General features: G+C 31.6%; 12 protein-coding genes. 8 read left to right on the top strand and 4 right to left on the bottom strand.

Translation table 11 applies throughout. The features are described from left to right. Nucleotides 1-6: 6 nt before the first annotated feature. Nucleotides 7-1,398, bottom strand: coding sequence for an MATE family efflux transporter (locus RBU61_RS13800; RefSeq protein WP_308876046.1), 1,392 nt, complete (start codon nt 1,396-1,398; stop codon nt 7-9). Nucleotides 1,399-1,636: 238 nt separating this feature from the next. Here RBU61_RS13800 and RBU61_RS13795 point away from each other — a divergent pair, with 238 nt between their 5' ends. Together RBU61_RS13795 and ccsA are read left to right on the top strand one after the other, a co-directional pair. Next, on the top strand, nt 1,637-1,780 hold the full coding sequence (locus RBU61_RS13795; RefSeq protein WP_308876045.1) for a hypothetical protein: 144 nt from the start codon (nt 1,637-1,639) through the stop codon (nt 1,778-1,780). A gap of 3 nt (nt 1,781-1,783) precedes the next feature. Then, complete coding sequence (gene ccsA, locus RBU61_RS19610; RefSeq protein WP_374212527.1) at nt 1,784-1,996, top strand: cytochrome c biogenesis protein CcsA; 213 nt, start codon at nt 1,784-1,786, stop codon at nt 1,994-1,996. A gap of 66 nt (nt 1,997-2,062) precedes the next feature. Here the strand turns inward: ccsA and RBU61_RS13790 are convergent, their stop codons facing one another. Further along, on the bottom strand, nt 2,063-2,254 hold the full coding sequence (locus RBU61_RS13790) for an H-type small acid-soluble spore protein (RefSeq protein ID WP_154438830.1): 192 nt from the start codon (nt 2,252-2,254) through the stop codon (nt 2,063-2,065). Nucleotides 2,255-2,429: 175 nt separating this feature from the next. On the opposite strand from RBU61_RS13790, the gene RBU61_RS13785 reads away from it, so the two are divergent. The 5 genes from RBU61_RS13785 (at nt 2,430) to RBU61_RS13765 (ending at nt 9,677) form a co-directional block, all read left to right on the top strand. After that, nucleotides 2,430-3,368, top strand: coding sequence for a DMT family transporter (locus RBU61_RS13785; RefSeq protein WP_308876044.1), 939 nt, complete (start codon nt 2,430-2,432; stop codon nt 3,366-3,368). A 190-nt stretch (nt 3,369-3,558) separates the two neighbouring features. After that, nucleotides 3,559-4,383 (top strand): pyruvate, water dikinase regulatory protein, encoded by an 825-nt coding sequence (locus RBU61_RS13780; RefSeq protein ID WP_308876043.1) that lies wholly within the window; start codon nt 3,559-3,561, stop codon nt 4,381-4,383. A 21-nt stretch (nt 4,384-4,404) separates the two neighbouring features. Then, entirely contained in the window at nt 4,405-7,035 is a 2,631-nt protein-coding gene (ppdK, locus tag RBU61_RS13775; RefSeq protein ID WP_308876042.1) for a pyruvate, phosphate dikinase, read from the top strand. Nucleotides 7,036-7,182: 147 nt separating this feature from the next. Next, nucleotides 7,183-8,016: an MBL fold metallo-hydrolase gene (locus RBU61_RS13770; protein WP_308876041.1), complete on the top strand. Its 834-nt coding sequence runs from the start codon at nt 7,183-7,185 to the stop codon at nt 8,014-8,016. A gap of 284 nt (nt 8,017-8,300) precedes the next feature. Then, nucleotides 8,301-9,677: an MATE family efflux transporter gene (locus tag RBU61_RS13765; RefSeq protein ID WP_308876040.1), complete on the top strand. Its 1,377-nt coding sequence runs from the start codon at nt 8,301-8,303 to the stop codon at nt 9,675-9,677. 42 nt (nt 9,678-9,719) lie between these two features. Here the strand turns inward: RBU61_RS13765 and RBU61_RS13760 are convergent, their stop codons facing one another. Then, nucleotides 9,720-11,009: an L-serine ammonia-lyase, iron-sulfur-dependent, subunit alpha gene (locus RBU61_RS13760; RefSeq protein ID WP_308876039.1), complete on the bottom strand. Its 1,290-nt coding sequence runs from the start codon at nt 11,007-11,009 to the stop codon at nt 9,720-9,722. A gap of 348 nt (nt 11,010-11,357) precedes the next feature. On the opposite strand from RBU61_RS13760, the gene RBU61_RS13755 reads away from it, so the two are divergent. Continuing rightward, entirely contained in the window at nt 11,358-13,088 is a 1,731-nt protein-coding gene (locus tag RBU61_RS13755; RefSeq protein ID WP_308876038.1) for a sigma 54-interacting transcriptional regulator, read from the top strand. A gap of 26 nt (nt 13,089-13,114) precedes the next feature. Here RBU61_RS13755 and RBU61_RS13750 read toward each other — a convergent pair whose 3' ends face one another. Then, the gene (locus tag RBU61_RS13750; RefSeq protein ID WP_308876037.1) at nt 13,115-14,014 is read right to left on the bottom strand and encodes a DUF2935 domain-containing protein; all 900 of its coding nucleotides are present in this window, start codon (nt 14,012-14,014) and stop codon (nt 13,115-13,117) included. Nucleotides 14,015-14,040: the final 26 nt, after the last annotated feature.

Genomic DNA, 14,040 nt, shown 5'->3' with positions numbered 1-14,040 from the left:
TTTGTATTAATCATCTACCACTACTTCTGCATTTAGCCAATCTTTTTTATTATATCTATAGAATACAATTAAAAATCTTGAGCCTAAATCCATTAACATTCCTAGCCAAGCTCCCTTTAACCCTAAATGAAATATATTAATAAAGATATAAGCAGAAATAAGTCTAACAAACCACATACCGCCTATTGCAGCATATAGGGGAATCTTTGTATCTCCAGCACCTCTTAAGACTCCTGTAAGAACTATTGTAGCACTGAATACAGGCTGTATAAAGGCAATTATTCTAAGGGCTCCAATTCCTTCTTCTATTACTGCCAAGTCTCCGGAAAATAAGGACATTAATTGTCTCGGAAAGACATATAACATAATTCCACTAAATGTACCAGCTAAGAGAGATAATAAAAAGCAAACTCTACCAAGTCCTTCTGCATCTTCTTTCTTTCCTGCTCCTAAAGACTGGGCAACTAATGTAGTTGCTGCTACTGAAAATCCGGATGCGGGCATATAGGATATGGATTCAGCTGTTGTAGCTAAGTGGTGAGCAGCAATTTGTATTGTGCCTAGGCTAGCTACCATTTTTTGATATAGAACTTGTCCGAAATTAGTAACTAAGTCTTGGCCAGTAGCAGGAGCTCCAGTTTTAAATATATGTTTTTGCAATACTTTCTCAAACTTAAATAAGTCTTTTAATTCTAGTTTAATCACTTGAGAACCATTAAATAACAAATAAATCATAATAAATCCACCTAGAGCATTAGATAGTGATGTGGATATGGCAGCTCCAGTAACTCCAAGACCAGCACCCCATATTTTAATATTAATATTTGTTAGAGGGATATTTATTAATCTTGTTTTATAAATAAGAAAAAAGTTTCCAATTATATTTAAGATATTTACAAAGAATGCAACTACCATAGGAATCTTTGTATTTCCAATTCCTCTTAATATACTAGATGCAACTCTACCTAATAACATTGGAATAATTGCCAGAGTCCAAATTCTCAAATAGGTAACTGCACCCTGAAGAATTTCAACATCAGCTCCAAGAAACTTAGGTATATAACCTGACAGGGTAAATAGCAGTATAAAAAGAGAGGAAAATAAAATTAGGCCACTGGATAACCCGTTAATGGCTGCTCTTTCAGCCCGTTTATAATTATTAGCACCAATACTCTGAGCAACTTGTACAGTAGTACCTACAGCAAACAAAGTGGAAAACGCCATAACAAGCCAAGTTATTGTAGAGTTAATACCTACAGCAGCAGTGGCAACAGTACCTAAAGTAGCTACCATGATAGTATCTGCAAATCCTACTATAACATTGGCCACATGTTCGATAATACTCGGGATTGCAACTTTAAATGTATCTATTAAATACTTTTTAGTCTTTATATTCATTATGTACACCCCATTTTAAGTTTAAATTATAACCTAGTATATTGTAACTTGAAACTTGATATTTTGCTATAGAAAGATTATTAAATTTTAAATAAACATGTATTTATCAAACTATACTGTCATTGATAAATTATGGTCAAAAAGTTAAACTATATTTAACTAGTATTATTAATATTTATGAATTATAGGTATTAATATAATATTTATAATTAAAAAATATCAAAGAAGGGAGAGAACGATGAAAAAGAAGATTTTAGTAGTCGGCGGCTTAGGGTTAGCACTATTCGGTGTAGCTGATGGAGTATCTAGCATGTACCTTTTAAGGGATAAGTTCTCCAATGATGAGTTTATAGAAAAACATATGCTTTCCCTGGAAAAATAGGATATACTTAGTTATAGGGCCATATCTCTAGGTTTTCTTCTTTTAACTTTAGTGATAATAACAGGTGCAATATGGGTGGAAAGTGCCTGGGGAAGATACTGGGTATGGAGAGGTAAAAGGGCTGCCTTATTTAGTGTTATTGGATTTATTTGTGTACTATTCACTTATATAGGAGTAAATACCTTATTGTCTAGTATTCATTCATATGTCATGTAAAATGAATCAAAATCTCTTTTCTAGTTGAGTCATATTTGATTCTTTCCAGAAAAGAGAATTATATCTTTATTTTAATTCAAGTCCCTGGCTATTTAATTCATTTACAGGAACTTGCATTTTTTCACCAGTAGCTATTACTGAAACTAATGCTTTTTGGTTTTCTACATCTATATGTTCTAGCCATACTAATTTATCTTTATATGTCACTTCATGGTTTACATTTCCCTTTAATATTTCTTGTGCTTTATGGGCTTTCATAATATTTCCTCCTAAATTTATATTTCATAATTAGTATAGGTAAACTACAATTATATATGTCATGTAAAATGTGGATACATATGGAAGGGTAATTGTTTAAATTATGAGGATCTTAATTATAAAAAGATAAAAGACAGTCACATACTATTAATAACGTAGATTAAGGAGTGATACTTTGGAACAAAATAAAATTAATAAAGTGTATTTTGCAGCTATTATGTATTCTATTATTACAGGATTATCCTTTTTATTTGGTAAAATAGGTTTGGAATATAGTAATCCTATTGATTTATTAGCCTATAGATTTACGGCAGCTTTTTTAGCTATTTTATTACCCGTCTTATTTAAAAAAGTTAAAGTAGATATTAATAAGGAAATGATAAAAAAGGTACTTCCTATGACTCTTTTCTACCCTTTATCATTTTTTGGATTTCAAGTATTTGGACTTAAATATACTCCATCTGCTGAAGCAGGTATATTATTAGCTGTAGGTCCAGTATTCACAATGATTTTGGCCTCATATTTTTTAAAAGAGAAGGCTACAATTCTTCAAAAGATATCTATTTTACTATCTGTATTTGGAGTGATTTATATAACATTTAAAAAAGGATCTTCTTTTGAATTTAATAGTATGAAAGGTATAGCATTTTTATTGATATCAGTCATATCCTTTGCAATATATAGCGTAATGGCTAGAAAGCTTACACAGAACTTTTCTGGTATACAACTGGGCTATATAATGATTGGAATTAGCTTTATATCCTTTAATATTTTGGCCATATCACAGCATTTAATAAATGGGAGTATAGGAAGTTTCCTTACTCCACTGAAAGAATTTAGATTTATTATATCTGTATTATATCTTGGAGTACTGTCATCATCTGGAACTTCATTTTTAACAAACTATGTCCTATCCAAAATTGAGTCTTCTAAAATGAGTGTATTTGCTAACTTGGCAACAGTTATATCCATAGTAGCAGGTGTTGTTTTTTTAAAGGAAGAAATATTTTATTACCATATAATAGGTTCAATTCTCATTATAGTTGGAGTTATAGGTACAAATTTATTTGATGGAAAGAGAATTTCTAAGGAAGATAGTGGAGATGAAGTTTAGATTGTAATAAAATATAACTTAATAATCCAATTCATAAACCTTATGACAACTGGGAATAGTTAGCATAAGGTTTATTTTATAGATATAACAATAAATAAATGAAAAATATTTTTAAATTTTTATTGACATGTTAGGCAATGCGTCATACTATAAAACATATAGTATGACATTATTGAAGGGAGAGGAAAAATTGGAAGGACTTAAAATGTTTATTGTGTCAGACTCATTAGGGGAAACTGGTGCACTAGTAACTAGGGCTGCCATGTCTCAGTTTAAAACAGATAATTACGAAATCAAAAGATTCTCCTATGTCCAAGACTTAGATGTATTAAGGGGAGTTCTTCAAGAGGCCTCTCTCATAAAAAATTCAATTTTAATTTATACTTTAGTTGATGAAAGATTAATTGAATTCATAAAGGAATATTCGAGGAACACAGGTCTATTAACTGTAGATTTAATTAGCCCCCTAATAAATGTCATTAGCCAAACATTAAATATTGAACCTACAAGGGAACCTGGAGTTATAAGAAGATTAGATGAGACGTATTTCAAGAGGGTAGCAGCCATTGAGTTTGCTGTAAAGTATGATGATGGAAAAGATCCTAGGGGAGTAGTAGAGGCAGATATAGTATTAGTAGGAGTATCTAGAACATCAAAAACACCTCTTAGTATGTACTTAGCCAATAGAAATTTAAAGGTGGCAAATATTCCTTTAGTAATAGAAGTAAATCCACCTAAAGAATTATTTAATATATCTGCAAAAAAAGTCATAGGGCTTACAAATTCTCCTGAAAAATTAAATGAAATAAGAGAAGAGCGGTTGAAATCCTTAGGCCTATCTAGTGGCTCTAGCTATGCAAGCTTAGGTAGGATATTAGATGAATTAGAATATGCTGATAAAATCATGAAAAAAATTGGATGTCCAATTATAGATGTATCAAATAGGGCAATAGAAGAAACATCAGAAATAGTACTATCATTACTTAGAAAAAATGGTATAAGCTTTAGTGAATAAAAATTGAAAGGAGATTAAGAAATGGAAAATAAGTATGTTTATAGCTTTGGTGAGGGTAAAAAAGAAATGAAAAGTTTACTTGGAGGTAAAGGTGCTAATTTAGCTGAGATGACTAATATTGGTCTTCCTGTACCTTCAGGATTTACTATTACTACAGCTGCATGTATTCGTTACTATGATGAGAATAAACTATTGTGGAATGAATTATTAGATGAAATACATCATCAGTTAATGGGACTAGAAAAAAGAATTGGCAAAAGTTTTTCTGATGAGAATAATCCATTACTAGTATCTGTAAGATCTGGATCTGTTTTTTCCATGCCAGGAATGATGGATACTATACTTAATCTAGGACTAAATGATATATCAGTAAAGGGCCTTGCAAACTCAACAGGTAATGAAAGATTTGCCTATGATAGTTATAGAAGATTTATTCAAATGTTTTCAGATGTAGCTATGGGTATTCCAAAGGTAAGATTTGAATCTTTACTTGAAGAGATGAAAGAAAATAAGGGAATCATAGAGGATACAGATTTAAATGCTGAAGACTTAAAAGTTTTAGTTGAAAAATATAAGGAAGTTTATTTAAATGAATTAAATGAAGAATTCTCTCAGGATCCTATTAAACAGCTAGAACTTTCTATTAAAGCTGTATTTGATTCATGGAATAATCCAAGGGCTAAGGTATATAGAAGACTTCACAATATATCAGATAATCTAGGAACAGCTGTTAATGTTCAGTCTATGGTATTTGGTAATATGGGAGATACGTCAGGTACAGGAGTAGCCTTTACGAGAAATCCGGCAACTGGAGAAAATCACTTATTTGGAGAATACTTAATAAATGCTCAAGGTGAGGACGTAGTTGCAGGAATTAGGACTCCAGAGGAAATATCTCATTTAAAAGATATTATGCCGGAGGTATATGATGAGTTTGTAAAGATTACTCATATATTAGAAAAGCATTATAAAGATATGCAAGATATTGAGTTCACAATAGAAAACGGAAAACTTTATATCCTTCAAACTAGAAACGGAAAGAGAACTGCACAAGCAGGAATTAGGGTAGCTGTTGATTTAGTACATGAAGGTTTAATAAATAAAGAAGAAGCAATTATGAGAGTTGAACCAAATCAATTAAATCAGTTATTACATCCTACTTTTGCAGAATCGATTCTAAAGGAAGCTATAATAATAGCTAAGGGGTTAGCGGCATCTCCAGGAGCTGCATCAGGTAAGATTTATTTCCATGCAGAGGACGTAGTAGAAGCTAAGGCAAGGGGAGAAAGAGCAATACTAGTTAGACAGGAAACTTCTCCAGAGGATATAGAAGGTATGGTAGCAGCAGAGGGTATTCTTACAGCTCGTGGAGGTATGACATCTCATGCTGCAGTAGTTGCAAGAGGCATGGGTAAATGTTGTGTTGCAGGATGTAGTGATATAAGAGTTAATGAAGAAACAAAGGTAATGAGAGCCAAAGATCAAACTTTTAATGAAGGAGACTTTATTTCTTTAGATGGTAGTACAGGAACTGTATATAAGGGAGATATAGAGAAGGTACAACCAACATTAGGTGGAAGCTTTGGAGAATTTATGGGATGGGTAGATGAAGTAAGGGCAATGGGAGTTAGAGCCAATGCAGATAATCCAAAGGATGCAGCACAGGCCCTAGAATTTGGAGCAGAAGGTATTGGGCTTTGTAGAACTGAGCATATGTTTTTCGAGGAAACGAGAGTTATGTCTGTAAGAAAAATGATACTTGCAACTACCTTAGAGGAAAGAAAATCCGCATTAGATGAACTTCTGCCAGTACAAAGACAAGACTTCTATGAACTTTATGAAGCTATGGAAGGAAAACCTGTTACAGTAAGACTTTTAGATCCCCCACTACATGAATTTTTACCTGTAAAGGATGAAGACATAAAAGAATTAGCTGAAGCTATGAATGTAAGTTTTGATGATTTAAAAGATAGGGTAGAGGGATTAGCAGAGTTTAACCCAATGTTAGGTCATAGAGGTTGTAGATTGGCAGTAACATATCCTGAGATATATAGAATGCAAGTAAGAGCAATAATAGAGGCGGCAATAGATATTAAGGAAAAGGGATATGAAGATATTTATCCAGAGATTATGATTCCTTTAATCGGACATATAAATGAATTGAAATATGTAAAGGATGAAGTATTAAAGGAAATAAATCTTGTATTTGAAGAAAGGAACAATACAGTAAAATATATGATAGGTACAATGCTTGAAGTTCCAAGGGCAGCCATAACTGCTGATGAAATAGCTACTGAGGCTGAATTCTTTAGTTTTGGAACAAATGACCTTACTCAAATGGGCTTTGGATTCTCAAGGGACGATGCTGGTAAATTCTTAAATGAATATGTAGAGAAAGGAATCTTTGAAAAAGATCCATTCCAAGCAATTGATAGGGATGGTGTAGGAAAGTTAATGAAGATTGCCATAGAATATGGTAGAAAAACTAATCCGAATTTAAAATTAGGAATATGTGGGGAACACGGTGGAGAACCAAGTTCAGTTGAATTCTGTCACCAAATAGGACTTCACTATGTAAGCTGTTCACCTTTTAGAATACCAATAGCAAAATTAGCAGCAGCACAAGCAGAAGTAAATTATCCAAGATCATAGAACTAATATAAAAAGGGCATTTCATAACTGATTAATCAGTTATGAAATGCTCCTTTTTGTCTTTATGATAGATAGTTTATAAGGGTATAATTAAATTGAAGATTAAATTTATATCTAAGGGTAATAATCATATAAGAGGTGAATAGGATGAAAATGGCTACATTAATTGAAAATAAACCTGGGGATAGGGAAGAGTTATATACAGAATATGGATTATCAATATATATAGAGGTGGATGGAAAGAAGATATTATTTGATACAGGGCAAAGTGGAGACTTTATAGACAATGCAAAGGATCTAGGTATTGATTTGAAGGGTTTAGACTATGTGATAATTAGTCATGGACATTATGATCATAGTGGTGGGTTCGAAAGACTTATAAAAGAAATAAATCCTAGTATTAATTTATATTTAGGAAGTGGATTCTTTAATAAGAAATATAATTTAATGGAAAGTGGAGAATATGAATATGTGGGAAATCCCTTTGAGGAACAGTTTTTAAGTGAAAATAATATACAGGTAAAATACATAAATGAAGATATATTAAATATTACAGAAAATCTAATTATTTTTACAAACTTTAACAGAAACCAAGAATTTGAAAATACAAATCAAAATATGTATTTAAAAGAAGACGAAGAATATAAAAAAGATATGTTCCTAGAAGAAGTTTCCTTAGGAATTAAAACTAATAGGGGATTAGTAGTCATAGTAGGATGTTCTCATGCAGGGATTGTAAATATATTAGATACTATAACAGAGAGAATAGATATGAATATATATGGTGTAATAGGTGGGCTTCACTTAGTTAGAGAAAATGATGAAAAAATAAATAAAATAATAGAATATTTAAAGGAAAAGGATATTGAGTTAATAGGTGCTTGTCATTGTACAGGAAAACAAGGAGAAACCATGCTTAGTCAACGATTAGAAGGAAGTTTTACTGATAATAATACTGGAGATATATTATATATAAAATAAATAGGCTACTGGACAACCAGCAGGAGTATTTACTCATCTTAGCATGGAACTCCTTTATCAGTTCGTGAACATAATATCATAAAAGATTAATCATTGTAAATCTTAATAAAAATTTTGAATTTCTTATGAATATAATGCATAAACATTAGATATCTTCTATCTAAGGGAGCATATTTCGGTAATACAGGGGTTTGACTTATTGAATTTTTTTTAATATAATTATCTCGAATTATATAAATAAAATAAGGAAATCTATCTTTTAATGCTTAGATGGGTTTTTTATTTTGAAGGGATCTGAAATATTGAAAAATGATATAAAAGAAAATTATATTTTTTCCAGAAAAAATCTTATTTATCTCATTATGCCTCTCATATTTGAGCAGTTACTGGCCGTTGCTGTGGGCATGGCAGACACAGTAATGGTTGCTAGTGTTGGGGAAAGTGGAGTATCAGCCGTATCTTTGGTGGATTCAGTAAATATTCTGCTTATAAATTTATTTGCAGCATTGGCAACAGGCGGAGCCGTGGTTGCAGGACAGTACATAGGAAGAAATCAGAAAGAAAAGGCTTCAAAAGCAGGAGAACAGCTTATAGTATTTGCAACACTTATTTCACTGGTCATAATGGTAGTGATGTATATTGGCAGAAGTTTTATATTAAATGTGGTATTCGGCTCCATTGAGCCTGTTGTTGCAAAATATGCCAATACCTATATGAACATAGTATTCGCAAGTATTCCGTTCATAGCAGTATATAACAGTGGGGCAGCCTTATTCAGAGCTATGGGAAATTCTAAAGTTACTATGAAAATCTCCCTGATAATGAATACCATCAACGTTGTGGGAAATGCAATACTAATATATGGATTTGGCATGGGAGTTGAGGGAGCTGCCATTCCAACCCTGATATCTAGGGCAGTAGCTGCTATAATTATAGTTTTGTTGCTTAGAGATGAAAGTCTTGCTATCCATATAAGTAAGGCATTTAAATATAAATTTGATGGTAAAATGGTTAAAAATATCCTCCAAATAGGAATACCAAATGGAATAGAAAATAGTATGTTTCAGCTAGGCAAGATATTATTATTGAGTATTGTATCTGGGTTTGGGACTGCAGCTATTACAGCAAATGCAGTTGCAAATACGGTTACCGCTTTTCAGTTTCTTCCTGGTGCTGCTATAGGATTAGGTCTTGTTACTGTAGTCAGCCAGTGTGTCGGAGCTGGAGATTATGATCAGGCTAGATACTATACAAAGGTACTTCATAAATATGCTTATATGGCTTTAGCTCTGGTAAATGGAATTATAATACTGGCATCGCCATTTATACTGAAGATGTATAATCTATCACCGGAAACTGCTGCATTGGCAAGAAAGATAATAATATTCTATGGGATACATGCCTGCTTAGTGTGGCCATTGGGCTTTACTCTTCCAAATACCTTAAGAGCTGCAAATGATGTACGATATGCCATGATAATAAGTGTAAGTTCTATGTGGATTACAAGGATTGGGCTTGGCATATTATTTGCCAAATATTTAGATTTTGGAATGTTTGGGGTTTGGATTGCTATGATCTGTGACTGGTATGTAAGAGCTGCATTTTTTATTCATCGATATAGGGGAAGTAAATGGGAAGAAAAGACTGCCCACCATTTATAGAAATGGTGGGTATTTTATTGCTTAGAGCACAAATTATAATTTCTAACATTTGTTCAACATAACATCTAATATAATATTATCAGTGTTATTCATACCGGTATTTGATACATGGGCTAGGTTTTTAATGGTTTGTTCTGTTGTTTCACCTAAGATTCCATTATCTAAGGGAATGAATATATTCTTCAATGCCATATTAGCTGCATCAATAGCTGCATCAACAGATATGGAAAGTTTATAGGAACAGCCTAGTTTCGCTCCATCACATATCATTCCAGTTATACCTGCAATCATATTATTAATAGAACCTTTAATTTGTTCATAACTCCCATCATTTAAAAATGTAAGTCCGGCAGCACAACCAACTCCAGCAGCCACCCCACATCCACATACAGGGGATAGGGAGCCTATATAGGATTTAACATAAATGGTTACTAAATGGCTAAGGGTAATGGAGCGGATTATTTTTTCATCTGAGAAGTTCTTTTCTTTTCCAATTATACTTAAAGGTATAATTGTTACAAGTCCATGATTTCCAGAACCAGCACTACTCATTACAGGAAGAGGGTAGCCAGACATTCTTGCTTCAGAAGCTCCAGAGGTATAGGCCTTAGCCTTAGTATATATATCTGTTATATTATCATATAAGTATTTACCAAGCCCCATTCCTAGATTTTCAGAGATTCCCACCTTTGCAAGGCATAGATTCATATCTATTCCATCTTGAATAAAGGATAGGTCTTCAATATTTCCATTAGATGCAAAGTCTATAAGTTGATCTATGGTAAAATTTTGGATTTCATATTTTATTTCATGGTTTAGATTATTAACAGAAATAGTCTGATCTTTATCTAAACTATCTTTGTCCAGTAAAATTTTATCGTTTTTGCTTTCAAATACTATATTTGTATGAGAGTTCTTAATAACAACCTTTGATTTACCATTATGTCCAAAGGCTTCCACAGAAATATAAAGTCCTTCAGCTTCTTTATTTAAATCTAAACTAATGATTTTGGAATTTGTAATATCTAAGGCTGGTTTTATACTTTCATTTTTAACGTCTTTAAGAACTTCTAATCCATATTCAGATTTTCCAACAATTAACGCAAGGGCAGCAGCGAAAATAATTCCACGTTCACTAGTTCCGGGGATGCCTACACCTAATCCATTTTTTAATATATTACTATTAACGCGAATGATTAAATTTTCAACACTAGAATTAAGTATTTCCTTAGCACGAGCAACAGCATAAGCTACAGCTCCAGGCTCTGTACATCCAAGAGCAGGCTTTACCTGATCCTTCAATATTTCAATCAAAAGATTATTATCTATCATAATATTCCTCTCCTTTCAAGATATTAATTATGCAAGTACTATGCCAAAAAATAAATAATAATTAGATATAGTAGATTAGAGTTGAATACAGGTGTTAGAATAATAAAGTCATATATTCTATATAGAGAGATAAATAAGTTATTCTCAAAATTGATAAATATATTAAATAAGATATGGTATTATCATTGATAATCCAAACCTTATATACATTTATCAATTTTGAATAATTGTTCTCAAAAATGATAATAAAATTGGTTCTATTGATTGATAAGAATATATTTATGTGATAAACTTGTTTATAACGATGGGAAAGTTCTACAAATAAGTTTAAAGTTAAAGGATGATAAAATGAATCTTTTAAAAAGTATAGCACAAGAATTGCAACATATTATTGATGCTATATATTCTGTAACTAATATAGATATTACAATAGTAGATGAGGATTTAAATCGAATTGTAGCCACAAATAATATAAATACAGTTTTTAGAAATAAGGCTCCAGTAAATTCAGTTTTTCACAAAAGTTTAATAACAGGAAAACAATATCTTATTACTGATACTGAAAACGACCTTCTGTGTTTAAATTGTTTTAATAGAGGTAGTTGTAATGAATTGGCGGAGCTATGTATTCCTATACATTTTAATGGAAAAATCATAGGGGTACTTGGGATGTGTGCTTTCAATGAAAAGGCAAGAGATAATATTATAAACAATAAAGATAGTTATATAAAGTTTGAAAATCAATTAAGTAATATTATTTCTACTATTTTAAGTGAGAAGAGATTTGGAGAATTATTGGAGTATCGTTCTACTGAATTAGTTACATTGATTAATTCATTAAATGAGGGCATAATCATATTAGATAACGATATGAAGATAATGACAAAAAATAATTATATAAATGAAAGACTTGATTTAGATATAAATCGTGTTTTAAATATTCAGGAGATAATACCAGAAAAAGATTTAGAAGAATTGGCTCAAAAAGATTTTTATGGAGAAGTTGGACCTGTTAAGATTGGAGAATTTGAGTTTATTATTAATTCAAATCTAATAAGAATCCAAGGAAGTAATCAGGGAATCATTCTCGTGTTTTCTGATTTTAATAAAATGAAGGAATCAGTTTTAAAATCAGATTTAAACAAGCATATAACCACATTTGATAATATAATTGGAGAGAGTGAGCTGCTGATAAATGCCAAGAGGCAAGCTATTCAAGTAGCTGAGAGAGATGTATCTGTATTGTTAATAGGGGAGACAGGAACTGGTAAGGAAATATTTGCAAGGGCGATACATACGACAAGTCAGCGTAGTGGAGATGTTTTTATGGCCATTAACTGTGGGGCAATTCCAGAAAATCTTATTGAATCTGAGTTATTTGGATATGAAAAAGGGTCCTTTACTGGTGCAAGTACTACTGGAAAAATAGGTAAGTTTGAAATAGCTAAGGAAGGTACATTGTTCTTAGATGAAATAGGAGATTTACCATATCCTATGCAGGTAAAAATCCTACGTGCCCTTGAAGAAAAGGAAATAATCAAAGTAGGAGGACATAAGCCTATTAAAGCCAATCCTAGAATTATTTCTGCTACCCATAGAGATTTACCTAGAATGGTAAGGGAAGGAAAATTTAGAGATGATTTATTATATAGATTAAATGTAGTTCCAATTTATATACCACCTTTACGAGAGAGAGGATACGATATTATAATGCTTTCTAGATATTTTCTAAATCATTTTTCTAAGATATATGAAAAGGATTTAGTTGGATTTTCAGCAGAATGTGAAAAATATCTATTGGGATATTCCTATCCAGGTAATATTAGAGAACTAAAAAATCTTATAGAATATGCTACTATTTTTGAAGAAAATAGTATAGTAGGTGTGGAAAACATAAGGAATAAAATAAACTCTCAAGATAAACAAGAAGGACAGACCCTTGCTGAAATGACTAGAATTTATGAGAAAACCATTATAGAAAACTATTTAAATCGCTACGGTAATAGTTTGGAAGGGAAACGAGAAGTAGCTAAACATTTAGGGATAAGTATGGCAACTCTCTATAGAAAAGTAGAATAGATTTAAGAAAATCTGATGAATAGCCATCAGATTTTCATTTCTTTCAATATTCTAATGTAATGATTGGCTTCTCTTAAAACATGGTCTGCCAATAGTGGTGGAATAATTGATTTTATACTACAGTTCAATAATCCCTTTACAGAAGATGTTTTAAAATCTCTAATATCCTTAGTAGCAGCTAGACTTTTTTCAGCCAATAGTTTTTTATGACATTTAATAGATTCTTCCACTAACTTTTCAAATCTTTTAGCAAACTCTTCAGCTTGACGTTTTAAATCCTTTTCAGTTGGGTCTAACATTCCATCTATAAATTCTGCATGGTCTTCCATTATATGATTCCAAAATTTAAGTTCATCACATATGGGCTTTTTAGGTAACATTTTCTTAATCAAACATAATAATGATTCTTTATATAACTTTGCCTCTTCAATAATGTGGTATAACATATAGGGATACATTGTCATAAATATTTTGCAATTTGAGAATAGATCTAAAAGTTTTTCTTTAAGTTCTATTACTTCTTCTAAAAGATTCAATGATCTACAGTTAATATCTTGGACTTTTTCTTCTAACCATTCAGTATAATCAAAGTTGGGGTCCGATCTTAAATTCAATTCAGCTTCAGTAATATTAATATTTATCTCTAATCCAGTTAATGCAGAGGTTACTTCTTCTGCTTTGAGAGTGTATTCAGTAACTAATTCATTTGAGCTCAATACTTTTTCTCTTACGGCACAGTTCCCAAATATAATTGTTTCTCCCAGTATGTCTTCAAAGGAAGATTTAAGTAAATTGGCTTCAGTAATATAGGAAGCATTAATAGAAGGAAGATTGGCCTCTATAAAAAGCAGATGTTCCTTCATAATTCTTTGGAAAAACAAGTTTGTCTCTAGTGAAATTTGAATAAATTCTTTTTTTGGTAACAAAAAAATCCCCCCTAGTAATAATATGA

The organism is Tissierella sp. MB52-C2 (assembly GCF_030931715.1).
Classification (GTDB): Bacteria; Bacillota; Clostridia; order Tissierellales; family Tissierellaceae; genus Tissierella.
This window is presented reverse-complemented; position numbering and strand designations above follow the sequence as displayed.